The organism is Rhodococcus sp. BP-160 (assembly GCF_019836205.1).
Taxonomy (GTDB): Bacteria; Actinomycetota; Actinomycetes; order Mycobacteriales; family Mycobacteriaceae; genus Rhodococcoides.
The window spans coordinates 1,291,348-1,317,686 of the sequence record NZ_JABUEK010000001.1 but is presented as its reverse complement, the minus strand read 5'-3'; the positions used below and the strand labels follow the sequence as shown (position 1 = coordinate 1,317,686).

Here is a 26,339-nt window from a genome sequence, read left to right as displayed (position 1 = left end):
GGTGGCAGACGCAACCTTGGCGCTGCTCGCGTCGTCACCCCGACCGTGCCCTCCCGAGTCGTCCCACACGTCAGCCGCTGCCTCATGGATGCCCCACTGGGTGAGGCGCTGGGCTACAGCCACCCGTCCGGAGCGTCGCAGCTACTGGTGCACGCCGCGATGCGCGCCAGGGGTTCGGTATCGAGGCTCGTCCCTGCACGCGTCACCGCACTGTGCAACAGCGACTCTCGGCGGATGCGCTCGTATCCCGACGGCTACGACATGGCGCAGCTCGGCGCCTTTCCCCGCAGGTTGCCCGGACCCGAGTGTCCCGATCACCCCTCTGGCGGTAGCGGCGGCGACCGCGGTGGTGGCGTGAATCGCCCATCGGATCGCGGTCTCGGACCCCGTCCGAAAGAGTGCGTGCATGGCTGCCCCGCATCGGTCCACGTCGTTGTGGACATCTCCTGCCCTGCGAGATGGGCTTACCAGATCCCTGGACTGTCCCGCAAGCTTATGCGCTACATGCATGAGCGGCGAAAGATTCGTGGATATTTACAGCCTGATGCAGCGGAGAGACGATCGTCACATCGAGGGTGCACAGGCGTCCTCGGTCATGTCGAAAGGGGCACATCAATGACCATCACACACGCCGCATCGGCCGACTCCGACTTCGTGACATCTTCGGCACAACCGGGTCTGCGCCGGTTGCACCACCACGCGTACCCGGTTGCCGATTCGGAGGCGACACGCCAGTTCATGGAGGACCTGCTGGGGCTGCCGTTGGTCGCCACGTGGGCAGAAGTTGTCGCCGGTGGTCCGCCGGAGGAGAATCCGGACCTCGCCGCCATGCCCCCGGAATGGGGAGTGACCACCCCTGGAACGGCATTCGTGCACACCTTCTACTCATTGCCGGACGGCTCGGCGCTTGCATTCTTTCAGGTGGATTCGGACCAGTTCTTGATCGGCCACACGAACATCTTTCAGCATGTCGCTCTCGAGACCGACCAGGCCGGCCAGGATGCCATTCAGAGACGGATGGCGGATGCCGGGGTCGAGCACATCATCATCGATCACGGTTACGTCAAGTCTCTCTACGTGATGTCGCCGGACGGACTGCAATTCGAGATCTGTGTTGACCCGTCGAACGTCGACGAGATCAACGCGGAGCGACTGTCCAGTGCGCGTTCGGATCTCGATCGGTGGATGGCCGGTGATCACGCAGCGAACCACGACTGGGATTCCCGCGTCATTCCTCAGGTCTTCCCCGGTCGCCGTCTGTTCGACGTCACTTCCGGTGCCGGCAAGTGACGAGTTCCACGTTTCTCATCGTGTGCTTGCTCGATGCCGACTCGACTGTGGAAAGTCGTGAACCCTTGCGTGCCGGCCACGTCGAGCACGTACAGAAGTACATGGCCGAGGGTGTCACCGGCCTGGGTCTGCTGCACGATCCCGACGGCGGTCACTCCGTCGGGGGATATTTCGTGTTCGAGGGTGACGTGTCGGTCGCGCGAGCGTTCGTCGAGCAGGACCCGTACGTCACGGGTGGTGTCTGGACACCCGAGATCGTGGCCGGAATGCAGACCCTCGTCCGATGTGGCACGAGCGCCGTATCGAAAGGATATGAGACATGACTCTCGACACAACACGGGACGGTCCGATCACGGGAACGGGCACGGCCTCGGTATCGGAGCCCACATCAGCGGAACTCGTCGCGCGCGCTGCTGCGCTGGTGCCGGATCTCATTGCCGCGCAGGCGGAGACGGAAGCGCTGACTCGCACGCCGCAACACCTGGTGGACAGGATGCGCGGCGCCGACCTGTACCGGGTTCTCGTCCCACGTCGGTATGGTGGGCTTGAGAAGGATCTCGCCGCGTTCACCGATATCGTCACCGAACTGGCTCGCGGGTGCCCCTCTACCGCGTGGGGGTACTGCCTGGCGGCTCGACACGTCGTGCAGGTCGCGACCCTGTTCCCGCGCAGCGCGCAGGACGCAATCCTGAGCGCAGACTTCCTGGCCGCCTCGGTCGCGGCGCCGACCGGAACGCTGCGAGAAGTGGAGAACGGGTGGGTCGTCGAGGGAACGTTCCAGTTCGCGTCCGGATCCGTCTACTCGACTCACTACCTCGGCCAGGCGTTTCCGATCGCCGAGCCCGGCGGGAAGCCGATCGGTCCGCCGGCGGTGTTCATCGCACCGCGCGAGGCATGGACGCAACTCGACGATTGGGGTTGGACTCTGGGGCTACGCGGAAGCGGTTCCAACGGCGTGCGATTCGACGGTGCCGTGATTCCGCACGACCATGTTCTGCTGGACACATTCTTCCTCGACCTGAATGTCAGCGAGGGTACGGCGGGCTCGGCCCTGTACGAGAACCCGCTCTACAGCGGTCGCACAGTCGGTCCCATCTCCCTCGACGTCGCAGCTCTGATGACCGGGATGGCGCTCGGAGCGCTCGACGAGTACGAGAAGCTGCTCGAGACCAAGCGCACGGTACGCCCGCCGATCACCACTCGCGCCGACAACGGCTACTACCTCCGGTGGGCCGGCAAAGCTGCCGCGCAACTGGACGCGGCACGAGCGCTGATCCGCAGTGGATGTGAGAAGCACGCGCAGGCATGCCGCGATCAACAGGCCGGTGTGGCCGAGTTCACCGCCCGCAAAGACCTCGAGACAGTGGTGATGGGTCGTGAGGCAGTACTACTCGCCTGGGATGCCATGTCGAACAAGCTGTTCAGGAGTGCAGGAACCACCGCGACGGGTCAGGCCGAACGAATGTCGCGCATCTGGCGCGACATGTCGACGGCGTGGACACACATATACAACTCCCAGGGCGAGATGTACGACGAGGACCTGGGAAGGGCGCGATTGGGTCGATGACCAGTGGCGGTCCCGCGTGACCCACGCGGGATCCGTCCTCCGCGTCGAACGATGTTGCCGAACTGACCAGGAGCTCTCATGAAATACACTATTGCGTTACCGCAGTCCAACCGTGTCGGCACCCCGAACGCCATTCGAGACGTTGCTCAGGCCGCAGACGAGTTGGGTTTCTGGGCTCTGTCGATGCACGACCACATCTTCTTCGATGGGGGCTTGATGGCGTGCGGTAGCGATCTCGACAGCGGTACCCAAGACATTCGAACCGTGTACGAACCCATGACGACGTATGCCCACGTTGCAGCGCTGACCAAGCAGGTCGAGCTGCTGTTCGGCATCATGCTGCTGCCCGCGCGGGAGACGCTGATGGCAGCGAAACAGCTCGCCACTCTCGACCAACTGAGCGGCGGGCGAGTATTGCTGGGAATCGGCGTCGGGCTCGGAGGCAACGAGACGGACCCCGAGTTCCTCCCGGTGAGCAGCAAGCTGGCCGCGAAGGAATGGCGAGCGCTCGGAGTGCCCGCGCGAAAGCGCGGGAAGTTGACGGACGAACGCATCGCGGCGATGCAGGCTCTGTGGTCCGAGGGCACTGCATCGTACGACGGAGAACTCGTGAGTTTCACGGATGTGCCGATGTTTCCGAAGCCGGCGCAGTCCGGAGGCATTCCGATCCTGATCGCCGGTACCTCTCCGGCGGCTCTGCGCAGAACTGCCAAAGGCGGCTTCGGCTGGCTCCCGTCGCATCTCGAGCCGGTCGAGCTCGCAGGCGCGATAGAAGAATTGAAAAAGCTGCACGACCAGTACGACACCGACTTCGCCGGCGAGGTGGTCGTGGATGTCTACATGCGACCGGACGAATCACGTGCCAAGGCGATCGAAGCGTTCCCCGGCATGATCAAGGACGTGTTCGGTCCCGCTCTGGGTGACAGGAACCTCCTCGGGACCAGCGAGGACCTGGCGACAAGGCTCACCGAATACGCCGCCGCCGGCGCCACAGCGATGAATCTGAAACCGATCTATCACAGCGTCGACGAGTTGATCGCCTCGATGGAACGGTTCGCCCGCGAGGTGGTGCCTGTCGTGCCTTCGTCGTCTGTCGCCGACATCCGTGAGACCGCATGACACGACCCGTGAGGCAGCTGACGCCGAGGCTCAGCACCCCGGTCTGAAGTTCGACCCCTGGTGGGTCGGTGGACTCTGGCGGTGGCAGCGTCGTTTCGGGGTCGACAGGGCTCACAAGAGGCCGGGGTACGTGCCGCCGTCGACGCGAATGCTCTGACCGGTGATGTACCCGGAGCGTGCTCCGCACAGGAATGCGACGGTCGCCCCGAGTTCCTCGGGGCGACCGAATCGTTTCGCCGCGATGGTGGAAGCGATGTCGGCGCGTGCCTCCTCTATCGTGATATTGCGACGGTCGGCCACCATCTGAGCGATCTGACGCATCCGGCCGGTATCGATGCGTTCCGGCTGCACGTTGTTGACGGTGACGCCGAAAGGTGCGAGATCATGTGACAACGACTTGGACACCGACGTGAGCGCGGTGCGGACCGCGGACGACACGGTCATTTGCGACTGTGGCGCCGACACCATTGCCGACGTGATGTTGACAATGCGCCCGAACCGCCGTTCCTGCATTCCGTCGACCACCCGGTCGATCAGACGCAGGTGATTGAAAAGATTGCCCGACAGCCCTTTCGACCAGTCATCGGGAGTGGCGTCCCGGAGAGTCGCCGGGCGTGGGCCGGCATTGTTGGTGATCACGATGTCCGGTTCGGCACACGCCTCCAGCAGTGCGTCCGTGGTCGCCACCTCGTCGAGGTCCGCACCAACCGTCCTGATCTCGACGGCGGGTGCGATTGTCCGAAGCTTGTCGCGGGCAGCGTCGAGGCGGGCCGTGTCCCGTCCGTTCAGCACGACATTCACACCTTCGGTGGCAAGTGCTTCCGCCGCTGCGAATCCGAGACCTGCAGTGGACGCGCAGACGACAGCCCAACGTCCTTCGATTCCCAGATCCATGTGGGCACGTGCCTTTCCATCGGGCCGCGAAGCGGCGGTGCGTGGCCGTCTCGACGGGCGATCGGACGGCGCCGGGAAGGGTCGAATATGCGTCCAGTGCATACTCGCCCCCCGGTCCACCACGGTGCGGTCCGCCGAGGTGTCCGTCTGCTGCGCTCCAGCCGTATCGGTCGGTAGCTCTTGATAATCGAGGATAGCGCATGATATCTATTTAGGTACATACAATCGATTATCGAGGTGCGCGTGGCTCTCTTCACTCTGGTACACGGCGCATTCGAGGGTGCGTGGATCTGGCAGCCGTTCAAAGCCGCGCTTCGTTCCCTCGGCCACGATGTCGTGAGCATGGATCTCCCGGTCGACGACGCGGCGGCCGGGTGGACCGAGTACGTCGACGCTGTCGTCGACACCGGTGCCACGAACGGATCGATCCTCGTGGCGCACAGCCGAGCAGGACGTCTTGTTCCCGCCCTTCTGCACCGCGCTCGGTGGAACGGAGTGGTTCTTCTCGGCGCGGCCGTCGTAGGGGGCAGAACCAGTCCTCCCTACCGCACACTCCCACACCCCGGTCCTGCCACCAGTGGCGCGCTACCAGCCGGTTCCAGGGACGAGCAGGGCCGAACGATCCCCACTCCGGAGTTGGTGCGCACCGTCTTCGCCGATTGCACGGTCGAGCAACAGGCGTGGATCGCGCGGCATCTGCGTCCACAGTGCGAACTGCCCGCGCCACCCGACGAACAGTGGCCGACGGTCACCGCACACTATGTGGTCGGAGCGGACGACCGGATGGTCGATGCCGAGTGGGTACAAGCAGCGTGCCGAGAGAGGCTCGACATCGAACCGATCGTCGTTCCCGGCGGCCACTCGTTGTTCGTCACCCACCCGGCAGAGCTCGCGGAGACGCTGTCCGGTCTCGCGGCGACCGATCGAACGGAGGACATCCGGTGACCGAATCCGATCCCACGCTCACCCTGACCTTCGACAACGGCCCGACTCCCGGTGTGACCGAGGCTGTCCTCGACGAGCTGCGGAGCCGAGGACTTCGCGCCACGTTCTTCGTCGTCGGCCAGGATTTCGTCGACCCTGCACGACGTGATCTCGTCCTGCGTGCACGCGACGAGGGTCATTGGATCGGCAATCACACCACCACGCACGGGATTCCGCTCGGACGTCGCGCAGACCCCGCTGTCGAAGTGGGTGAGATCGCCCTGACCGACGAAGCGCTGAGCGACGCGGCCGGAGGGCGCAAACTCTTCCGCCCGAACGGCGCAGGATCGATGGGTCCGCACCTACTCAGCCCTGCCGCACTCCAGTATCTGATCGAGAGGAGATACACCGTCGTTCTGTGGGACGTCTACGTCCGCGATCCACACGAGCCCGACCTCTGGGTCGACCGGGCGCTCGCCGAATTACCGAAGCGCGCCGACAATGTGTTGGTGACCCACGACGTTCCCACCGGTGCGATGGTTCATCTCCCGCGCTTCCTCGACACGGTCCAGGATCTCGGTATCCGGATCGTCCAGGAGATTCCCGTTCATGCGACGCCGTTGCGCGAGGGGGTCGTGGTCGGCGACATCGACGCCATCTGTGGCACCTCGTGACCCATCGGTGCGAACAGCCATCTGTCGGATGACCGAGGCACGGAACGCTCGCCGCGGGTATCGACGTGTCCGAAACCGCCGTCGTCAGGAGCAGCAGTGCGACCACGAACGGGTCGAGTACCGGATTTCGGTACTCGACCCGTTCAGTCCTGGTGCCGCCTCGATGGTCGAGGCGGCCGCTGCTCATTCCGTGAGCTCGCCGAGATTCCAGTAGTCGGTGAGTGTGGCGATTCGACCGTCGACGAGAGTTCCGATGAGACCGTACTTGATGGCCAGCTGCTTACCGGTGGCCTTCAAGGGCCCACTGTCCTCCGCGAAGGTACCTCGCAGAATCGCCTCCGAAGCAACGATTGTCGGAGTCTCGACCGTGTTGAAGAGATCGAATCGCAGGTCCGGAGTCGAGACGAAGCTGGATCGCATGAAGTCGCCCAGTTCCTGTCCACCGTGGAACACCATGCCCGTCGCCTGGTCCTTGTAGACGAAATCGTCGGTGAAGAACGACAGCACGCCCTCGACATCGTGCGCATTCCATCGCTCGTACACTCGGTCGAGGATGGTGTCGCCATTGGTCATGACGGGCTTCCCGCGGTCTCGGCATCGCGCTGGAACTGGTACGGATTGGCCAGTACCTCCGTGTCCGGCAGTTCCGGGTTCATACCGGCCTCCCACTCGTCGCCCAACTCTCGTTGCAGATACTCGACGGTGTCGCCGATCCTGGTCTTCACCCCGTCCAGGTCTGCGTCCGCCAACGCACCCTCGGACTTGACGACGCGTCCACCGACGAGAACGGTGTGCACATCGCCTCGGCACGCTTGATAGACCAGGTGTCCGTAGGGGTTGAGGATCGTGGAGAAGGTGGGCGACCGGTCGTTCTTCACCAGGACGACGTCGGCCAACTTGCCGACCTCCAGCGAGCCGATCTCGTGGAATTTGCCGAGCGCCTTGGCTCCGTCTCGGGTGGCCAGTGCCACAGCATCTTTGACTCGCAGACCGATGTTGGTCACCGAGGCGCCGCTCTGGTGGGCTACCAGATGTTCGTACGCGCGAGCGGCGTCGATCGTCGACCGCATCGCAGAGAACATGTCGGAACTGAACCAGACGGAGCTGTCGATCGAGAGGGAAGCGTCGATTCCGTGGCGCCGTAGGTGATGGACGGGAGGGTAGCCCTGACCGCAGGTGCTCTCGCTCTCGGTGGACAGGGACACGTTGCCGCCGGTGCCCGCGATCTTCTGGTAGGAACTGTCCGACAGGGACGCTGCATGGACATAGGTGTGACCGGGCTGCATCACGCCGGCTGCGTACATGTTGTCGATGGACTGGTCCCCGATACCGCCCCATACGCCCGCATGAGTGGTCACGCTCAACCCGAGATCCCTGGCTGCGTGGAACGCAGCGATCTCCGGGAATTCGGCGTCCTTGTTCATGACGTCGAATGCGAGCAAGGTTCCGTACAGAGCGGAGTCGTCGCGGCACTCGGCCAGGAAGGATCGGATGGCGGGGTCGGCAGTCCACTGCGCCGGCGGTGCCCACGCGTTTCCGTACGCGAGAAAGAATCGGCCAGGCGAACTCACGAGCGCATCTCGTGCGGCTTCGGCATGGTCGAGAGTCTGCAGTCCGTGCGACCAGTCGACGCTCGTGGTCACCCCGGATTCCAGTGCATCCAGGGCGGAGACTGCGTTCCCGGCTGCGATGTCCTCGGGTCTGAACTTGATGCCGTGGTTGAAGAAATACCACACGGCGTACTGCGCCAGCGTCCAGTCGGCGCCGTATCCGCGCATGACCGACTGCCACATGTGACGATGAGTGTCGATCATTCCGGGCATGACGATGCCGCCGGATGCATCGATGACGTGCGCGTCGTCCGGGGCGGTCACACCATGGCCGACTGCGGCGATCCTGCCGTCCACGACCAGGACGTCGGCGTCGCGGAGCACGGTGTCCGCACTGTCCATGGTGACGACGATTCCGTTGCGAAAGACGATCGGCTGTCGTGATGCGGCTGCTGGGGAGGGTGATGTCACGGGGGTGAATTCCTTGTCTGTCGAGGATGATCGGTAGTTCACAGGCTCATGACCCGGTTCTCGGATCCGAGGAGCACCTGTCCGTAGGCTTCTCGTCCGAGGTTGGGGTCGATGTAGGCGTGGCGCGTGATGATGGCGGCATCGGCCCAGATCTGCGAGAGGATGTTGGTCTCGAAGAAGGCCCCCGAACCGACGACCGTCATCAACGAATCGATTGCCGCGTTCGCCATCTCGGCGACCACGCCGATGTTGTTGCGGAGTTTCGCGCGTACCTCGAAGGGCAGTTCGACTCCTGATCTGGCAGCCCCGTCCACGGCTCGGGCGGCTTCGGTCAGCAACAACTCGGCGATGTGGATGTCGGTACTGGCGGTCGCGACAGCCACCTGATGCGTCGGGGAGTCGGCGGCATCGGCATAGGACGTGTACATCACCGGCTTGCCGGGCACCTTGGCGCAGCAGATCTCGAGTGCACGACGAGCGAGTCCGATGTGCACCGCGACACTCAGCAGGCCGGACGCCGCGGGGATGGACGTCCGCGCGAGGGGTTCGTCGCGAAAGGGCGTCGCCGAATTTCCGGCGGTCATGTCCTCCAGCAACTGAACTCGGTGGTACGGCACGACGTGGGAGTCGACGATGATCGTGTTGCTGCCGGTCGCCTTCATGCCGGCCACCAGCCAGGTGTCCTCGAGGGTGAACGCCGACGACGGTACGAGTGCCAGTCCCAATCGTGGTGGGCCGACGGGTTGCTCGATGAGAACGCCGACCGTGGCCCAGTCCGCGGCGAACGATCCCGTGGAGTACGGCCAGCGGCCACTGATGCGGTAGCCGCCCTCCACTTCCTCACCCACGCTTCCCGGCGCGAACGAACCCGAGAGCCGGGTGTGGGGGAGGTCGGTGCCGAACACATCGTCCTGTGCCTGCTGCGAGAAGGTGGTCGCGAAGCCGGTGGCTGTCACCAGGAGATTGCTGACCCAGGCAGCCGACCCGTCACCGCGGGCCAGCTCGGCGACGACTGCCGCAACAGTCTCGAAGGTCGCTCCCGGCCCACCCAGGCGCTGAGGCAGCAGCATGCGGAAGATGCCGGCGTCGTCGAGAGCTTTCAGGGCTCGCGGTGTGAGTCGCCTGTTCCTCGTCCCCTCTGCGGCCTCTTCCCGGAGGAGCGGAATCAACGCGGTCGCCCGTTCGACGAGGGACAGGTCCAGTGTGTCGGGGTGGTCGTCGTCGGTCCCGATGGTGATCGTCATGTGTGCCTCCGATAGGTCGATGGTCCAGGGTCATCGGGACCGTGGGTGAACAGTGTCAGTGGTGCCTCAATGGGCTGCACTGCACCAGGTTTCGTCGACCTGCAGCGCTGTCCTTCCCCAACCGCACCCGTGAAATCGGTGCGAAGTCCCGCGTCTCGATCATCGCGCCGGGATGTGACTCGGGCAACACCGCGATATTTCGTCACCACCATGCGTCCAGCGCATGGAACGTCGTTCAGGTGTACCCGGCCGTCGGTTCGCCGGTGAGAGCCGGACTGTCGGAGTCGGTGTCGGTGTCGACCCGAATCAGCCCGCGATGTTCTTCAGTCGCAGCGTGCGTGCCCTGACGACGCCCAGTGACACGGACACCGCGCCCACCGTGATCGCGAGCGCAACGCGCTCCCTGTCGAGTGCGTGTGGGGTGCGGGCATCGATGGAGATCGCGCCGGGTCCGGTGAGCGTGAGTGCCGTGCAGGCAGCTGCGAGGACGGCCGGGTACTCGTATCCGCCGTTCTGAGCGAAGAACCCGCTCGGACGACTCACCGCGGCAGCGGACACCATGGCTGCCGCGCCGAGTGCTCCGCACGCACGGGTGCCGATACCGGCGATCATCAGCGCTCCGGCGGTCTCACTGACTCCCGCAACGACGGCTGACGGGCGCCCGGGCTCGAAACCCATTGCCTGCATGCCGCCGGCCGTGGCGGTCAGTCCCGGCCCGCCGAACCATCCGAACAGCTTCTGCGCGCCGTGGGCGAACAGAGTCCCTCCGACGGCAGATCGGAGTAGCAGCAACCCCACGTCCGTCGCTGTGCCGTTCCCGTGTCCAGTCATCGTCATGTCCCCGTCGTCGGGCGGTCGTGCGTGTGTGCGAACTGCATGTCGGTTCGATGTCGCCGAAGTGCCTGTGCGCGAGCGCATCGCCGCAGTGACACCCATCCCCGGATTCTCGGGAAGAGAGTGTCGTAGGTTGTCGATGCGACCATCTTGTGACTGGGCGATGCCCGTGTACACCATCACGAAACACTGCGACCGAATGCGTGGGACGCATAACGGCACTGGGCACAGCACGACGCGGCGCTCGCAGACGGCAGCTCGACGTCCGACGGCGTCCTGCCGAGTGGTCAGTCGGCCCTGTCGGATCGAACCGACGCGATCGCGAGCCGTGCGGTGGTGTCGATGTGATCGCGAACTCGGCGGGACGCCTCGTCGGCGTCGCGCGCGACGATCGCGGTCAGGATGGCTGCGTGTTCTGCAGCAACATTCCTGCTCGGCAGTTCCGACATCTGACGCATGATCTCGGACTCGTCGTAGAGTCGCGCGCGAATGGAGAGCAGACGCCTCGACCCACACGCGGCTGCACACGCGTCGTGGAAGGCTCGGTGCGCCAGATTCCAGCGACGGTCGGCTTCCATGTCGACGAGTGGAGACACGAGTGGAGTCAGGGTCAGCTGATGATGTGCCGCGACCACCGAGGACTCCCACGCGGCGTCGCCGCGCTCGATGGAGCGACGGACGGCCAGCTCCTCGATGTTGCATCGCATGAACGCCAGGTCCGCGAGTTCGGTGATGGAGTTGTCGGGAGCGTAGAAGCCCCTGTTCGGCTCCGACCGCACCAGTCCCTGTGTCGCGAGACGAGTGAGGGCCTCGCGGACGACGCTGAGGCTGACGCCGCTCTCGGCGCACAGGTCGGCGAGATGAAGTCGCTGATTCGGTGCGAACCGGCCGTGGACCAGTCGCTGGTGCAGCTCGCGGTACACCAGCTCCGTTCTGGACCGTGCCTCGCCAGTCCCCGCCATGTCACTCCTCAGTGGGCGCCGGCCCGGTCGCAAAAAATGGATCTTACATCGAAGTATCTATTTTGTTGTCGACCATCGATTCTCGATGACCACCCGTGCCGGCGACCGGCCCGCCCGATACCTCGGATCACTCGTCGTGTCGGGGATTCCGCGAGCGCACCACGTCGACGCGCCGCCGCTGCTGCGCTGCTGCTCTAACGTCGAGGCCCACCGAGCGCTGGTCGAGTAACTCGCTGATTCGGGTACGAAACTCGACGGGTTTCGCATCGTCGAACTTGAATTTTGCTTCGACCTCGAGCACGTCGAGGCGAATTCCGCGGATGCCGGACAACATTCGGCCGTAGGGCGGATTGTCGGGGGTGACGGTGCTGTATCGCCCCTCGGGCTGGAAGTCGGCGAGCTGTGTCTCGAGGAGGTCGGCCTTCTCCTGCGGATCGTCGACGATCGTGGGGTGACACACGAACTGAACGGCGGCGTAGTAGCTCGTGGGTACACCCTCGTGCTCCGGCGCACCGTTCTTCGCGCGCCAGAACGTCGGTACATAGGCGTAGTCGCCGATGACCGAGAGTCGCACCTCCGCAGCCGATTCCAGGTGCGACCAGATCGGATTGGGTCTGGCGAGGTGAAGCACCAACGCCTCGTCGGACGACATGGTGAAGTGTGTGGGCACGGCGACCGGTGCTCGGGACGGGTCTGTGTTGTTGACGACGAGGGTGCCGAACCGGTCCGTCGTGGCCAACCACTCGCGCCACTCGGCCGTCGAGAACGCCGCATCCCAGGGTTGAATGAACACTTCTCAGTCGCCCCTCGTCGCGTCGGACTGTTCGATCAGTCTCGTGGCTGTCCGGACGTTCGGTCCCATGTGGTCGAGATGACCGCTGAGCAGGGCCACGGCCTCCGTGAGAGATTCGGCAGGAAATGCTGCGAGCGTGTCCAAGATGAACAATGCAGATGTGCTGCGCTCGGTCAGTCGTGTCCTGCTGCCCTGTCGCCAGTTCCACCGTCGGCAGGTCACGCCGATGTCGTCCCGCCAGACCACTTCGCCCGGTAGCGGGTGTTCGAGCACCGGTTCACCCCTGTCGGTGGTGTCGAACGGCTCGTCCCCGCGGGCGCGGACGAGCCGCGCGGGTCCGGCGTAGGTCGACAGGTCCTCGCCACCGAGGGGTACCTGATGAAGCACCGAGACCGCGTTGTAGGTGTCGGTGAGTCTGTCGACGCGGGGGAGTCCCGAGTCGACTCTGCGCAGCAAGGCCTCCGCGCTGTTCCTGGTGCGTTGAGGTTTGGCGCCGAAAGCACGGTACGCATCTCGCCACGCGGCGATGTGCGGTAGGTCTTCGACCGCGGTGTCGAGCAGAACCTGTCGTGCGTGGTCCTCCGCCTTCTGCAGCAGAGCCTCGCTGGCGACACTGCTCGGCCCCGGCTCCAGGCCGTCCGCCGCCAGCACCACGACTCGATAGTCCGGGCGGAGCGTGAACACCGCGTCGTCGACGTGGACGCCGTCGAGAACTCGTTCGAGATCGATCTCCTCAGGCATGACGACTATCCGTTCTGTCGTGTTCTCCCACGTGGGGTTCGAAAACGGTCAGGGCGAACGCTGCCGGCGTCCCCGTGACGTTCAGGTAGGCGTGGGCGACGTCGCCGCGGAAGGTCAGCGCATCCCCCGCGTCGAGGTGAACCGATCGATCGGCCACCTCGATCGTGCAGCTGCCGGACCGGACGTGTAACAACTCGCGGGTGCCGGGCGCGTGCGCCTCGCTGCGATGGCAGTCGCCGGGACCCAGCGTCCAGTCCCACAACTCGACCACGTTCGGGGGTGACGTACCGACGACGAGAATGGCGCGTCCGCCGGCGTCTCCGCGCCACAGGACAGCGCCTTCTCCCTGTCGGGTGACGCGTAACGGGTCCGGGACCGGCGGCTCGACCAGCGCGGGCAAGCCCACACCGAGTGCGTCGCTGAGCTTGAGAAGAGTGCCGATGCTGGGGTTCGCGCTGCCCTGTTCGACGTTGACGAGCATGCGCCGACTTACTCCTGCCGTATCGGCGAGACGGTCCAGCGTCCACCCGAGCGCATGCCTCTCGTGCCGAACACGAGCGCCGATGGCAGAGGCGAGCTGCGCGGAGTCGTCAGCCACGCGACAGCCCGGAGACGGCGACGTCGATCGCGCGCGTCAGGTCGTTCCACAGGTCCTCGATGTCCTCGCATCCCACGCTCAGCCGGAGTAGTCCGGCGGGCACATGCTCCTGGCCGGGTAGTTTGGCGCGCCGCTCGATCGTGCTCTCGACGCCTCCGACGCTGGTGGCGGACACGATCAGGTCGACCGCCTCGCAGACGCTGTCCGCAGTGGCGGCGTCGGCCAGCTCGAACGCGAGGATCGCGCCGTAGCCACTCGTCTGTCGCGTGGAGCGCGCGTGACCGGGGTCGTCGGGAAGTCCGGGATACCGCACCCGCTGCACGTGCGGCGACTGGTGCAGGCGTCGGGCGAGTTCACCTGCCGACCTCTCGCCCTGGGCCAACCGCAACGCCATCGTGCGTACTCCCCGCAGCGCGAGGAACGTCTCGAGAGCACCGGGAGTCGCTCCGCCGACCTCGCGTCGTCTGCGAAGCCGAGCGAGCAGACTCGCATCGGACGTCACGACGACACCGAGTAGAAGGTCCGAATGACCACCGATGAACTTGGTGGCGCTGTGGATGACGATGTCGGCACCGAGATCGAGCGGTCGCTGCCGCAGCGCCGTCGCGAAGGTGCTGTCCACGACCACGAGGGCTCCGGCGTCGTGGGCGGCGGCAGTGATCGCGGCGATGTCTGCGACCTCGAGGAGCGGGTTGGTGGGTGATTCGATCCAGACCAGGTCCGCGGCGACCGCCGATACTGCCGCAGTGTCGGAGATGTCCACCAGTACCGGAGTCCACCGTCCTGAGACACGGCCGTCCTCGAGCCCGGCGAGGACCCCCGAATAGCACGCGTTGGGAGCCACGATCACCGACCCCGAGGGCATGCAGTCGAGCACAGCGGTCGCCGCTGCCATGCCGGACGAGAATGCCACGGCATCGCCGCCGTCCAAGGCGCCGAGGACTTCCTCCAGCGCTTCCCAGGAGGGAGTTCCGTCGTCCCTCGAGTACTCACGACCGTCCGAGGTGGGTGCAGCGAGAAAATTCGACGCGGGTGTGATCGGGACGTTGAGTGGATCGCCGAAGGCGCCTGTCCCTCTGCCGGCGCGTATCGCCAGCGATTCCGGGCGAAGGGGGGAACTCGCCGCTCGAATGTTGCCGACGTCAGTTCGCTGGGATGAATGGCTCATGATTCTCCAGTTCGCCGTGAGAGAAACTCGACAGTGCAGTATGATGCATCATAGTACCCAGAGCACCGGCTGAATCCGGCGATTCATGTGGGGGCAGTGCACTCGACTACCCGCCGGGGAAGTGCGGGGAGTGATACTCCGGCCCGCATCGACAGAGGTGGTCACGCATGAACGAGTCGGCCCGCACCCTGACCGGCGAGGATGTCGCCCGCTTCCGTGCGGAGACGCCCGGCGTGTCGTCGCGCGTACATCTGAACAATGCGGGTGCAGCAATGATGGCGACCCCTGTCGTCGACGCCGTGATCGGTCATGTCTCGCTCGAAGCGCACATCGGTGGCTACGAGGCGTTCGCCGAGAGTGCTTCCCGCGTGGATGCGATCTACGACAGTATCGCCGGGATGATCGGTGCGTCGAGGGACGAGATCATGTTGGCGGACAGCGCGACTGGAGCATGGCAACGCGTGTTCTACTCGCTGACGTTCGAGCCCGGTGACCGTATCCTCACCACCGAGTCCGAGTTCGCGGCCAACTATGTCGCACTACTGCAGGTATGCCGGCGGACAGGTGCGACAGTCGACGTCATCCCCGACGACTCCTCCGGCGATCTCGATCTCGAGGCATTGGAACGATCGATGGACGACCGTGTGCGTCTGATCAGCGCGACCTGGATACCGACCAATGGCGGGTCGATATGTCCGGCCGTCGAAGTCGGACGAATCGCCGCAGAACACGGCGCGACGTACCTGCTCGACGCATGCCAGGCAGTCGGCCAACTGGAGATCGACGTCGAGCAACTCCAGTGCCATGTTCTCACCGCGACGGGCCGCAAGTTCCTCCGCGGGCCGCGCGGCACCGGTTTCGGATATGTGCGGCGTGATCTGCTCACCTCACTGGAACCAGCCTTCATCGACGTGTTCGGCGCTCCGCTGGTCGCGCCGGACCACTACGAACTACGTGACGATGCACGGCGATTCGAGACCTGGGAGGCGGATTACGCCGCGCGTCTAGGTCTCGGGGTCGCCGTCGACTATGCCGTCGCGGTCGGCATCGACCGCATCCGGATCCGGAACGCCGAACTCGTCCACCGTCTCCGTACCGGACTGTCCGATATCCGGGGCGTCACTCTTCGGGACCGCGGAACAACTCACGCCGCGATCGTCACGCTCACCCACGACGCGATGTCGGCGAACGACATCAAGACGGCCCTCGCGCGATACGACATCAACGTGTCGGTCTCGCCCCCTGCCAGCACGCCGCTCGACTCGTCGACTCGCCGTTTGCCACCTGTGCTGCGCCTGTCGCCGCACTACTACACGACGACCGACGAGGTCGACTTCGTGGTCGATCGTGTGCGGCACATCGTGCGGGGCTGACAGCTGTCGTGATCGTGCATCGCAGCCTCGGTGAGGCGTGGTCAGAGTTTTCGCACTGCACCGACGGCGAGGCATCCCACCACGGCAACTGCGGCGAACGCGTAGAAGTTGACCTGATACCCGGGGCTGCTACCGGCAATCCAACCTCCGACCAGGGGGCCGCAGATGGCGAGGAAGATCGAGACAAAGGCAGCTCGGCCGTAGTCCTCGCAGTTCTGGAGAAATGTGCCTTCTGCGTCGGACAACACCTCCGACAGCGGCGCACCCACCGCGTCGAAACGGTAGAGACCGATGACGTCGGCGTCCAGAACGGCAGCTGCGGTCCCGGGGAACGCCGCCCCGACCTCCTGCAAAGTCAGCGCAGACTGGAGAGCGGACATGCAACGATCGAGATCAGCGGGATGGCCGTCATCTGCCGACATTGCTGCCTCTCTTCCCGCGGTGGGCAGGACTGCCCCGGGTTGCCCCGGGCGAGGATGTCATTGTCGGGGGACATTGGTGACAAGGTTGCGATGAACGGTCGGAAAGTACCCGATGGAGTGACACCGCGAAGCAGGAGTGGACACGGAGAGGACGCGCGGCCGGAGGGCCCCGACCACCACCGCACCGACTCCCCATGTCTAGACCACGTCGGTTCCGCCTGCCCGCCGATCCTGCGCGAGCGTCGGATCAGGACCCCGATTCTCCCGCGAACCCCGGCCCGGCTTCCGCCGACACATTTCTTGCCGTGATCTCCTGTCCACAGCAATCGCAGTCCAGTCGCGGAGCGGCGATCCGACCGCAGGGCCCGTGGCGTAGGAGGATCGGCGGACCAGCAGGATGCGGTAGGTGCCGGTCGCCCCACCGCATGAGGAGAACGATGGTGGGAAACAGGTCCCTGCCCGCGTCGGTGAGGCGGTATTCGTGACGGTCGGCGACGTCCGGGTGGGCGACCTTCTCGAGAAGTCCACTGTCGACGAGAGTGCGCAGTCGAGCCGACAGCGTCGGACGCGGGATACCGAGATTTCGGACGAAGTCGCTGAAACGTCGCACGCCGAAGAAGGCCTCACGCAGGATCAGCATCGTCCAGCGCTCGCCGACGACGCCGAGGGCTCGCGCTACCGATTCATGGTCGAATCTGTGCGACAGGGGATCGTCTCTCATGATGACGTCATCGTAGTCGGGTGCGGCACCGTCGACCGGCCGTCCGTCGGCGAGATCGTGCGTACCGGTCACCGGACTGCGGTCAGTGCTCGAGTTCGAGAATCAGTTTGCCCTGATTCCCACCTCGGAACAGCTCGAGCATCGTGTCCGGGAAATCGCTGACGGAACCGCGCCGCAGCGACATCGGGGCCTTCAGTTCGTCCGCCGCCAGCCACGCCGCCAGTGCGTCCGCACCTTCCTGATAGCGGTCCTCGTAGTCGAAGATCACGAAGCCTGTCATGGACGCGCGCGCGACGAGCAACTGCATGTAGTTGGCGGGGCCGGATCCGGGTTCGTTGTACTGGGAGATCGCACCGCACAATACGATTCGGGCTCCGCGCGCGAGTCGGTTGAGAGCGGCCTCGAGGGCGGGTCCGCCGGTGTTGTCGAAGAAGACGTCGATCCCGTCGGGTGCGTGGGTTCTCAGTTCGCGTCGCAGGCTCGCACTCTTGTAGTCGATGGCCGCGTCGAAACCGAGGTCGTCCACCAGCCATCGGCACTTGTCCTCGCCTCCCGCGATGCCGATGGTGCGGCACCCGTGAAGTCGAGCGATCTGGCCGACGATACTGCCCACCGATCCGGCCGCGCCGGACACCACCACCGTGTCGCCGGCGCGCAGTCGACCGACGTCGAGCAAGCCGAAATAGGCTGTGAGCCCGCTGATGCCGAGGGCGCCCAGGTGCACCGGTGCCGGTGCGATCGAGGTGTCGATGATGGTCACGTCCGTGCCGTCGGACACGGCGTAGTCCTGCACACCGAACATTCCGGAGACGTCGGAACCCACCGGGAATTTCTCGTGCCGTGATTCGATCACGGTGCCGACGGCCAGCGCACGCATCACCGCGTCGATCTGTATTGCCGGCAGGTAGGAGTCGCCGGCGTTCATGCTGGCTCGGGTGCCGGGATCGATCGACAGGTGGCCGACCTCGACGACGAACTCGCCGTCGCCGGCGGAAGGCACCGGTCGTTCGACGATGGACCAGTTGTCGGAGGTGGGAAGACCGTTCGGCCGTGAGGCCAGACGGCACTGGGTGTTGAGTCGGGTCATGATGCGATCTCCTCGTGCGGTGATGTGGCTCGGAATTCCGAAACGCAGGACAGGACAGCGCTACCGCCGGGGTCCTCCGCCGTGGACGCCACGACGGCCACGGTGTCCGCACCGGCATCCAGGAATTCCTGCAGTCGTGTGTGGATCTGGTCGGGACTGCCGATCGCGCCGATGGCCGCGATGAGTTCGGCGGGTATCTCGCGGGCCAGTGCGGCGCGTGACGCACCCGCCCGCGCGCGAGCGACGAGTTCGCCGAACCCCAGCTCCGTGAACATCTCCCCGTACCCGGGTGGGGACAGATAGACGGCAAGTTGGCTGGAGATCTGGGCGATCGCTGTATCTCCGGGACGGAGGGCGACCGGCACCCACACCGACAGGCGGGGCCGACTGCGCCCGACGGCTGCGGCGTCGGCGTCGATCTGACGGCGGACGTCTCGGACCCGTTGCGGCGAGACCAGGTTGAGGACGATCTCATCGGCGGTGCGGGCGGCGACCTCGCACATTCTGGGGCCGAACGCGCCGACGGCGATTCGCGCATCCGGTAGTGGGTGACGTAAGCGGAAGCCTTTGCTGCGGATCAGAGTTCCCTCGAACGAGGACCGTTCGCCCGTAAGGATCTGCCGAAGGCATTCGATCGTCTCGCTCATTCGCACCGCGGTACGGTTCCACTCGCGACCATGCCACCCGCCCACGATCGCCGGGCTCGAGGCACCCAGCGCGATGTCGACCGAGCGTCCGGTGAGGGATGCCACCGAGCTCGCCCCGAGGGCGATCGCGACCGGATTGCGCACGCTGATGGGAAGGGGTCCGAGGGTCAGGCGCAGTCCCGGGGCACGGGAGCCGATGGCAGTGGCCAGTGCGAACGAGTCGTAGGTGGCCATCTCCCCGATCCACAGCGAGTCCATCCCGACCCTGCGGACCGTCGTCGCGATCTCCAGCGCTTCGGTGTCCGCGCGGTCCAGCCACAACGGCAGTGCTGCGTTGATCCGTCGCGTGCTGTCAGGCGACGTGGTCACAGCTGCGTGGTGTCGGTGGGAAGCCCCAAGAGCACCCGCCCGTTCAACTCGCGTGAGGCCTCGTTGACCTGGAAGTGGGCCGATGCGGTGAAGGCGTCACGGAAGCGGCGCTGCAGAGGCGAGTCGTCGTAGATCGCGCTGCCGCCACCGAGGTCGTACATGGACCCCACGATCGTCGTGGAGGTTCGGGCGCCATGAGTGGCGGCGAGCCGCAGCTTGTTACGTGCATCGACCGGCACGGGTACATCGCCGAGGCAGTACTGCCACGCCTCGTCGATGGATTGGTAGTAGAAGGCCCTGGCGCCTTCGAGCGCAGCTTCCGCGGTTGCGACGGCGCCCTGGGTCGCCGCACGTTCGGCCAGCGTTCGACGTGATCCCCCGCTCCGCTTTCCGGCGGCGAGCTCGACCAGATCGTCGATCGCAGCACGCGCGTTCCCCATCGCTGCCGCGGCGATGCACAGTGCGAAGAATCCCAGGGGCGGGAAGCGGAACAACGGGCGATCGATGAGGGGCCCGCCGGCGAGCGTGAACACCCGCTCCTCGGGCACGAACACCTCGTCGGCAACCGTGTCGTGACTTCCGGTGCCGCGCAGGCCCAGGGTGTGCCAGGTGTCGAGCACCGTCAGGTCCGACGTGGGTACGGCCAGAATGCGGTGCTCGCCGTCCAGCAGGCAGCCGAGGAACAGCACGTCGGAGTGAGTGACACCGCTACAGAAGGGCCATCTCCCGGAGACCACCAGCCCACCCGGAGCACGGCGCGCTGTCCCGCGGGGCGCCCACACCCCTCCGGCGACCGTGTGCCCGCCACCGAACAGGTCGTTCCGGGTGGCTTCGGGCAGGAATGCGACAGGCAGACCGCTCGTGATCGCGATCGAGGTGCACCACCCGGTCGCCGCATCTCCCCGCGCCAATGCCTCCGAGCAACGAAATGCCTCGCCGGGCGGCAGCTCCATCCCTCCGAGATCGGCCGGAGTGCAGGCGTTCAGGAGCCCGGAAGATGTCAACGCGTCGATCAGGTCGGCGGGAAGTCGCCTGTCCCCGTCGATGCGATCCGCCATGCCGTGCGCGGCTCGTGCGATCCGTTCGGCAACGTCGGTGATGCCCTCGTGCGCCGTCGCCTCGGAATGCGTGTCGTCGATTGTGATGGTCATCGGTCTTCGTCCCGTCACTGGTGCGAACTGGAGTGGTTCATACTTCTTACCACTCGGAGTTCAGTTTGTGAACCAGTTTCGCAACAGTCATCTCGAGTCTCGGCGCCGGTAGCGCGATGGCCAGATGCCGTGACGACCCGTCGACGTACCCGGCTCCCGTCGACGTACCCGGCTCCCGTCGACAGCGGACACGTCGTCGCTCATCCGGCGGGTCGGTCGACCCGAGCGGCGAGTGTGTCGGCGAACCAATCCGCGATCACGGCGTTGCGTTCCGCGGCGTGGTTGTACAGCGTGTGTTCCCCGTCTGACCAGTGCAGGTAGGTCGTGGTGGCGGGAAGGGCGGCTCGTCGGTAGATCACAGGATTGCTGTCGTCGACCAGCGGGTCGGTGTCACCGTGCAGGATGAGGGTCGGAACAGTGATGCCGCTCCGCTCCGGGTCGAAGCGCAAGGAATCGAGTACGGCGTCGATGCGCTTCCGGTCCGCGCTTCCCATGACCGCAGCGAAGGCACCCAGCGCGGCGGCGGGAGCGCCCGGAGGCAGGGACGGAGCTGCGGGCGAACCGTTGATGCCCACCGCGTCGACTCGCTGATCGACGGCGGCGAGATGGGCCGCGAACAGCCCACCGAAACTGTTGCCCTGGATCCCGATCGGTCCGTTCAGTCGTTGATCGGCGACAACGACGTCGATGAACCGTGAGAAACCGGCGGTCACGTTCTCGTCCAGCACGAGGTCGTGTTCGAGCAAGGGGAGACCCTGCCCGGGTCCTTCCGCGAGAACGCAGGCCAGACCCCGGTCGGTCAGCGCGCGGGCCATGCCGAGAAAAGCTGCGCCCCAACCGTTCAGACCGCCCCAGATGATGACCGTCGCGTGTGGAGCACGTGACGCCGGCAGGAGCAGCCATCCGCTCAATTCGCCGTCGAGATAGGGAACGTGGAGCCGCTCGACGGCGGACTCGCTCACTGCTGCAGCGGAAGTGAGATCAGCGACGTGGCGCTGATAGAGCCGGCGCTTTCTCGCATCGGTGACCGGAACCGCCATCTGAGCGACGTACACGGCGGCCGCTGCCGCGGTGTACGCAGCGTGTGCGGTCAGGAGGTGTCCGCTCTCCTCGGCGACGCGGCCCTGTTCGCGGCGGCGATCGGCACACTCCGACGCCACGTCCGACCACTGCCGACCCCGGGCCGTCGCATCGAGCAGGTCGCGTGCGTCCGAAGAGTTCATCCCGTAGTCGGTGAGGCGGGTGTACGGGATCTCGCGGTGCAGGGCAGCGGCCGGGCCCTCGACGTCCGACTCGCCGATGTCGGTGATCCGGAGTGCGTGGGCGAGATCGTCGATGAGGTCACCGACACCGTCCGCATCGGGCGTCGTGCCGAACAGCACGAAGTCCGGACGCGTGACGTAGCCGAAGACGTCGAGGTCGTCGAGATAGGACTCGTACACCCCGTCCACGTCATCGATGTCGGCCAGCACCACGGTTTCGACACCGATGAGATTCAGCAGCGCCAGCCGGTGTCGGTCGAGTGCCACGACGTCGCGGACGACCAGCGCGAACCCGGCTCCGACGACGTCGTCGAATCGGCCCACTCGGCCGAACCGGCGGATGCGTCCCTGAGGGACCAGAGTCCCGACGCGGGGGAGCGCGGTGCCCTCGGGCCCTGTGCGGATCACTCCCGATGTCAGTGGGGGTGGACCCAGCGGCGGCGGGGACACTTCTCCGGACAACATCGCCCTGTCTCGTTCCGCTGCCTTGTCCACATCATGCATGTTGGCGATGGCCCCCAACATGATCGAACCGTGCGTCAGAGCGGTCACGTGTGGACGACGCTCCAGTTCGTAGGTCTCGAGGAGGTCCGTCGACGCCCGACCCGACAACACCAGATCCAACTTCCACGTCAGGTTCACGGCGTCGCGGATACCGCCGCACGCGCCCTGTCCGAGATACGGCGGCATCGTGTGTGCGGCATCGCCGGCCAGGAAGACTCTGCCCACCTTCCAGTCGTCGGCGATGCGGGACTCGAACGTGTAGACGATCTGGCGGATGAAGCGGACGTCGTCGGGGCCGAGTCCGTGATGCTCCTTCAGCAGACTCCATGCCCGGTTCGGGTCGAGAAAATCCTCGGTGCTCTCGCGGTCCATCAGGGCGAATTCGAACCTTTGCCGCGAACTTCCGATCTGCATGAACATGTGTCCGCGGGCCGGGTCGCAATATTGCCGGGTTCCGGCGAATTCGGGGTCGGGTGGATTCACCCACTCGACGTCGACGTTGAGCCACCGTTCGTTGAACCCGAAATCGACGCGCGAGACGTCGAGGGCAGATCTGACCTCGCTCCGCCCACCGTCCGCCGCGATGACGTACTTCGCTCTGATCTCGCGGATCTGGTCGCTTCGGCTGCGACGCAACGGATCCCACTCCGCAATCATCAGAGTCACGCCGTCCTCGTCCTGCGTCAGTCCGCTGAACGCCCATCCGCGGAGGAACTCGACCGACGCCGACGAGCGGACGCGCTCGTCGATGGCATCCTCGATGTCGGGTTGGTAGACGGAGTAGTCGGCGTCGAAACCCATGGGTCGGTGCCCGTCGATCCGAGCGTCGAGAAGAACATCTCCGCGACCGTTGACCCAGGTGTACGAGGCCGGAATCGAATCACGCAGAGCGCGATCGACATCGGCGACGGATTGCACTGCTCGTGCGGTCTCGCCGTCGATGTGGGTGATCCTCGGCTTGCCGTACAGATTCGGCCACCGCTCCACCACCGCCACGCGATGGCCGAGGCGGCCCAGGTTGGCCGCGGCTACCAGACCGGTGGGGCCGTAACCGACGATGGCCACGTCGAAGACGTCACTGCTCGGATTGTTCATGGCTGCTCCTGCTCGGCGCTGCGCAGTGCGGTCGACTGCACGTGAGGGCGGGTGGTGACGGGTGTCACAATGAATGTGAACGTGACTGTACATTTGCATATGGAGAGGGTCAAGGGTGGCATTACAGTGACGAGATGACCGCTGTCCCGCCCGTCGCCGTTCAGGCACGAAGCCGTCGTACGCAGGAACTGATAGCAGAGGCGGCGTACGCGCTCCTGATGGAGGGCGGAGTGGATGCATTGACCATGCCGGCGTTGGCCGTTCGCGCGGGTGTGTCGGTCGGAAGTGTGTACCGGCGGTTCGGCGACAAGGATCGGCTACTGGCAGCCGTGCAGGAGGGTTTCGCGCAGACTCTTCGGCGAGAGGTCGAACTCGGATACGACCACGGACCGACTCCGGCCGACGATGCGCAACCCGAGCAGGTGATCGCCTTCGCCGTGGGCGCAGCAGTCGATGCCGTCATGAGCCGGCCGCGCGTACTGAAGGTTTTCCTACATCTCGGTGTAGCCAGCCCCGCGGTCCATGACGTGGGCCTGCGTGCGGTCGATCAGACGGGCGTTCGTTTCGCGCGAGTGCTGGACGGTGTCCCCGTGTCGCATCCGGACCGTGCCGCCGCCATCGATTTCGTCTTCCATCTGATCGACGCGGAACTGTCCTATCGACTGTTGCACACGGCCGACGATGACATCGACACCCTCGACTGGAGCGACCTCCGGCATCGACTCACGGATGTCGTGATCGGTTATCTCCTGTCCCCGGCCACGGCGTCCACGCGTTCGTGACAGGGGCCGCCGGTAGTCGGCGTCACGATCGAAGATCGCCACTGTCCGTGCGTCCGGGGGCGAGGACGATGTCGAAGCGCACACGCGACCAGGTGGTGTCCGCGAGGTCTCGGCCGTCGGGAGTCGCTGTGCCGACGGGTTGTTCGACGAAGTCCTTGACCAGAGAGTCCTTGACGCCGAACACGGTGTCGTGGCGGAGAAGGTCGTCGCCGCTGACGAAGATGTGGGTGACCAGCGTCCGGAGCTCGGGAGCGCTCACCATGAAGTGCAGGTGTGAGGCGCGCATCGGGGAGCGGCCGGTCGCGGCGAGCATGCGTCCCACCGGTCCGTCGTGCGGAATGGGATAGGGGGTGGGAGTCAGGGCCCAGAATCGGTAGGCGCCGTCGGAGTCGCTGTAGAGGTGGGCGCGTGCGGAGACGCGGTCGTCGTCGTACTGGACGTCGTAGAAGCCGTCCTCGTCTGCTTCCCACACTTCGATGCGTGCGTTCGGTACGGGATGCCCGTCGGTGTCGCGGACGGTGCCTTCGACCCAGCACGGCTGTCCGGCGGCGCCGCCGGCGAGATCGCCGCCGTTGTCGATGCGCGGCGCGTCCTCGACGAAGAACGGCCCGAACACCGTTGCCTCGGTGGCGTCGCCGTGGGCGACGTTGTTGACGTTGATGGTCTGCATCGAGGCCCCGAGTACGTCGGAGAGCAGGATGAATTCCTGGCGGCGGTCGTCGGTGATGTGGCCGACCTCGGTGAGGAACTCGATGGCGGTGTTCCATTCGTCCTCGGTCAGGCGTACGTCGCGGACGAAGGCGTGCAGGTGAGTCACCAGTGACTGCATCACCGTTCTCAGTCGCGGGTCGGCGCAGCCGTCGAACGAGCGGAGGACGGTGGCTGTCAACGTCTGCTCCACCGTGTCCTGCGCCGTGGTGGCCTGCTCGGGGGTGACGACGGGCGTGCCCTGATCGGTCATGACTGCTCTCGCTCATCTGTACTCGGTGACGGTGTGGTGGTCGGTCGGTCGCCCGCCAAGGAAGCTCGCAACAGTGATGCGACATTCTCGGCGGTGATCGGTCGAGGGTTGCCGTAGGAGCGGCTCGTGACTTCGTCGGCGATGCGGTCGATGTCCGCCTCGGCCATACCCAACTCGCGCAGTGAGCTCGGTGCACCGAGCTCACGCGAGAGCCGCCACAACCGATCCGCGGGGGCGCCGTCACCCGGCAGTGCACGCGAGAGTGCGGCGACGGCCGCGGGTGCGTAGGGAGAATTGAACGCGAGGACGTGCGGGAGCACCACGGTGTGCGTGGGCGCGTGGGGCAGGTTCAGCGTGCCGCCGAGGGCGTGGCAGAGCTTGTGGTGCAACGACATCGTCGTCGCGCCGAGGGTCGCCCCGCACAGCCACGCGCCGTAGAGCGCGTCGCTGCGCGCCTCCCGGTCGCCGGGTTCGGCTGCGATCGCGGGCAGCGCGGACGCGAGTGCTCGAACACCTTCTTCGGCGAGCAGGGAGATGATGGGGCTTGCATCGGGGGCGTAGAGCGCCTCCACGGCGTGCGCCATCGCATTGATGCCACTGGTCACCGAAATCCCTACCGGCAGGGACACGGTGAGATCGGGGTCGTAGACGACGCTGCGAGGCAACACCTTCGGGTCCCGTCCGGTCTCCTTCCGCCCGTCGGTGGTCAGACCCCACACCGGGGTCATCTCCGATCCCGCGTAGGTGGTGGGGACCGCGACGATGGGAAGGCCGTGCTCGAGCGCGATGATCTTGCCCAGGCCGATGGCGGACCCGCCACCGACGGTGACGCATCCGTCCGCCCCCAGGTCGACCGCCGCGGCGCCGGCGCGCTCGGCGCCGACCGCCGGGACATGCATCACCGCGTCCGCGCGCACTCCGACGCATCGGTCTCCGAGCACACCGGCGACGAGTTCCGCGGTGTCCTCCCGGCCGGGTGAACAGAGCACCAACACCCGATCCAGTCCGATCTGCCCGAGTTCCTCGGGCAGTGACGCCAGCGCGCCCGAACCGAAACGCACCCGCATCGGGTTGGCGTCGTACACGAAGTCACGAATCACGATGTCGATCTCCCTGCCCCTCTGATGTCCCGAAGG

At 65.6% G+C, this 26,339-nt stretch carries 26 protein-coding genes; 8 read left to right on the top strand and 18 right to left on the bottom strand.

The window, feature by feature from the left end; translation table 11 throughout:
• Nucleotides 1-234: 234 nt before the first annotated feature.
• The 4 genes from HQ306_RS06285 (at nt 235) to HQ306_RS06270 (ending at nt 3,976) form a co-directional block, all read left to right on the top strand.
• Complete coding sequence (locus HQ306_RS06285) at nt 235-1,290, top strand: VOC family protein (RefSeq protein ID WP_222628385.1); 1,056 nt, start codon at nt 235-237, stop codon at nt 1,288-1,290.
• Complete coding sequence (locus tag HQ306_RS06280) at nt 1,287-1,613, top strand: YciI family protein (protein WP_374197747.1); 327 nt, start codon at nt 1,287-1,289, stop codon at nt 1,611-1,613. The genes HQ306_RS06285 and HQ306_RS06280 overlap by 4 nt, the downstream gene beginning before the upstream one ends.
• Entirely contained in the window at nt 1,610-2,857 is a 1,248-nt protein-coding gene (locus tag HQ306_RS06275; RefSeq protein WP_222628379.1) for an acyl-CoA dehydrogenase family protein, read from the top strand. The genes HQ306_RS06280 and HQ306_RS06275 overlap by 4 nt, the downstream gene beginning before the upstream one ends.
• Before the next feature lie 78 nt (nt 2,858-2,935).
• Nucleotides 2,936-3,976, top strand: coding sequence for a TIGR03619 family F420-dependent LLM class oxidoreductase (locus HQ306_RS06270; protein ID WP_261770271.1), 1,041 nt, complete (start codon nt 2,936-2,938; stop codon nt 3,974-3,976).
• A 111-nt stretch (nt 3,977-4,087) separates the two neighbouring features.
• Here HQ306_RS06270 and HQ306_RS06265 read toward each other — a convergent pair whose 3' ends face one another.
• Nucleotides 4,088-4,870, bottom strand: a complete 783-nt coding sequence (locus HQ306_RS06265; protein ID WP_222628374.1) for an SDR family oxidoreductase — start codon at nt 4,868-4,870, stop codon at nt 4,088-4,090.
• Nucleotides 4,871-5,113: 243 nt separating this feature from the next.
• Here HQ306_RS06265 and HQ306_RS06260 point away from each other — a divergent pair, with 243 nt between their 5' ends.
• Complete coding sequence (locus HQ306_RS06260) at nt 5,114-5,815, top strand: alpha/beta fold hydrolase (RefSeq protein ID WP_222628371.1); 702 nt, start codon at nt 5,114-5,116, stop codon at nt 5,813-5,815.
• A complete protein-coding gene (locus HQ306_RS06255; RefSeq protein ID WP_222628369.1) occupies nt 5,812-6,468 on the top strand; it encodes a polysaccharide deacetylase family protein in 657 nt (218 codons plus the stop codon). The genes HQ306_RS06260 and HQ306_RS06255 overlap by 4 nt, the downstream gene beginning before the upstream one ends.
• Before the next feature lie 183 nt (nt 6,469-6,651).
• On the opposite strand, the gene HQ306_RS06250 is transcribed toward HQ306_RS06255, so the two are convergent.
• The 9 genes from HQ306_RS06250 to HQ306_RS06210 form a co-directional block, all read right to left on the bottom strand.
• Nucleotides 6,652-7,041, bottom strand: coding sequence for a nuclear transport factor 2 family protein (locus tag HQ306_RS06250; RefSeq protein ID WP_222628366.1), 390 nt, complete (start codon nt 7,039-7,041; stop codon nt 6,652-6,654).
• On the bottom strand, nt 7,038-8,420 hold the full coding sequence (locus HQ306_RS06245) for an amidohydrolase family protein (RefSeq protein WP_222628363.1): 1,383 nt from the start codon (nt 8,418-8,420) through the stop codon (nt 7,038-7,040). Before HQ306_RS06245 ends, HQ306_RS06250 begins: the two co-directional genes overlap by 4 nt.
• 107 nt (nt 8,421-8,527) lie before the next feature.
• Nucleotides 8,528-9,733, bottom strand: a complete 1,206-nt coding sequence (locus HQ306_RS06240) for an acyl-CoA dehydrogenase family protein (protein ID WP_222628360.1) — start codon at nt 9,731-9,733, stop codon at nt 8,528-8,530.
• A 306-nt stretch (nt 9,734-10,039) separates the two neighbouring features.
• On the bottom strand, nt 10,040-10,564 hold the full coding sequence (locus tag HQ306_RS06235) for a DoxX family protein (protein ID WP_261770270.1): 525 nt from the start codon (nt 10,562-10,564) through the stop codon (nt 10,040-10,042).
• A 290-nt stretch (nt 10,565-10,854) separates the two neighbouring features.
• Nucleotides 10,855-11,529, bottom strand: a complete 675-nt coding sequence (locus HQ306_RS06230) for a GntR family transcriptional regulator (protein ID WP_222628354.1) — start codon at nt 11,527-11,529, stop codon at nt 10,855-10,857.
• A 127-nt stretch (nt 11,530-11,656) separates the two neighbouring features.
• Nucleotides 11,657-12,322, bottom strand: coding sequence for an FMN-binding negative transcriptional regulator (locus tag HQ306_RS06225; protein ID WP_222628351.1), 666 nt, complete (start codon nt 12,320-12,322; stop codon nt 11,657-11,659).
• A 3-nt stretch (nt 12,323-12,325) separates the two neighbouring features.
• A complete protein-coding gene (locus HQ306_RS06220; RefSeq protein WP_222628348.1) occupies nt 12,326-13,063 on the bottom strand; it encodes a B3/4 domain-containing protein in 738 nt (245 codons plus the stop codon).
• Nucleotides 13,056-13,661, bottom strand: a complete 606-nt coding sequence (locus HQ306_RS22545; protein ID WP_222628346.1) for a helix-turn-helix domain-containing protein — start codon at nt 13,659-13,661, stop codon at nt 13,056-13,058. The genes HQ306_RS06220 and HQ306_RS22545 overlap by 8 nt, the downstream gene beginning before the upstream one ends.
• On the bottom strand, nt 13,654-14,829 hold the full coding sequence (locus HQ306_RS06210; protein WP_222628344.1) for a PLP-dependent aspartate aminotransferase family protein: 1,176 nt from the start codon (nt 14,827-14,829) through the stop codon (nt 13,654-13,656). Before HQ306_RS06210 ends, HQ306_RS22545 begins: the two co-directional genes overlap by 8 nt.
• A 167-nt stretch (nt 14,830-14,996) precedes the next feature.
• Between HQ306_RS06210 and HQ306_RS06205 the strand changes: the two genes are divergently transcribed.
• Nucleotides 14,997-16,202, top strand: a complete 1,206-nt coding sequence (locus tag HQ306_RS06205) for an aminotransferase class V-fold PLP-dependent enzyme (RefSeq protein WP_222628341.1) — start codon at nt 14,997-14,999, stop codon at nt 16,200-16,202.
• Between the two features lie 41 nt (nt 16,203-16,243).
• Here HQ306_RS06205 and HQ306_RS06200 read toward each other — a convergent pair whose 3' ends face one another.
• From HQ306_RS06200 to HQ306_RS22095, 6 genes are all read right to left on the bottom strand, one after another.
• Entirely contained in the window at nt 16,244-16,582 is a 339-nt protein-coding gene (locus tag HQ306_RS06200) for a hypothetical protein (RefSeq protein ID WP_222628338.1), read from the bottom strand.
• A 289-nt stretch (nt 16,583-16,871) separates the two neighbouring features.
• On the bottom strand, nt 16,872-17,345 hold the full coding sequence (locus HQ306_RS06195; protein WP_222628335.1) for a helix-turn-helix domain-containing protein: 474 nt from the start codon (nt 17,343-17,345) through the stop codon (nt 16,872-16,874).
• Nucleotides 17,346-17,427: 82 nt separating this feature from the next.
• Entirely contained in the window at nt 17,428-18,432 is a 1,005-nt protein-coding gene (locus tag HQ306_RS06190) for an NADP-dependent oxidoreductase (protein WP_222628332.1), read from the bottom strand.
• Complete coding sequence (locus HQ306_RS06185) at nt 18,429-19,448, bottom strand: LLM class F420-dependent oxidoreductase (protein WP_308115479.1); 1,020 nt, start codon at nt 19,446-19,448, stop codon at nt 18,429-18,431. Before HQ306_RS06185 ends, HQ306_RS06190 begins: the two co-directional genes overlap by 4 nt.
• Nucleotides 19,445-20,599, bottom strand: coding sequence for an acyl-CoA dehydrogenase family protein (locus HQ306_RS06180; RefSeq protein ID WP_222628329.1), 1,155 nt, complete (start codon nt 20,597-20,599; stop codon nt 19,445-19,447). Before HQ306_RS06180 ends, HQ306_RS06185 begins: the two co-directional genes overlap by 4 nt.
• A gap of 200 nt (nt 20,600-20,799) precedes the next feature.
• Nucleotides 20,800-23,460, bottom strand: a complete 2,661-nt coding sequence (locus HQ306_RS22095) for a bifunctional 3-(3-hydroxy-phenyl)propionate/3-hydroxycinnamic acid hydroxylase (protein ID WP_261770269.1) — start codon at nt 23,458-23,460, stop codon at nt 20,800-20,802.
• Nucleotides 23,461-23,594: 134 nt separating this feature from the next.
• Between HQ306_RS22095 and HQ306_RS06165 the strand changes: the two genes are divergently transcribed.
• On the top strand, nt 23,595-24,242 hold the full coding sequence (locus HQ306_RS06165; RefSeq protein ID WP_222628326.1) for a TetR/AcrR family transcriptional regulator: 648 nt from the start codon (nt 23,595-23,597) through the stop codon (nt 24,240-24,242).
• Between the two features lie 22 nt (nt 24,243-24,264).
• Here HQ306_RS06165 and HQ306_RS06160 read toward each other — a convergent pair whose 3' ends face one another.
• Nucleotides 24,265-25,203, bottom strand: coding sequence for a dioxygenase (locus tag HQ306_RS06160; RefSeq protein ID WP_222628323.1), 939 nt, complete (start codon nt 25,201-25,203; stop codon nt 24,265-24,267).
• Nucleotides 25,200-26,270, bottom strand: a complete 1,071-nt coding sequence (locus tag HQ306_RS06155; RefSeq protein WP_261770315.1) for a maleylacetate reductase — start codon at nt 26,268-26,270, stop codon at nt 25,200-25,202. Before HQ306_RS06155 ends, HQ306_RS06160 begins: the two co-directional genes overlap by 4 nt.
• Between the last annotated feature and the right edge of the window lie 69 nt (nt 26,271-26,339).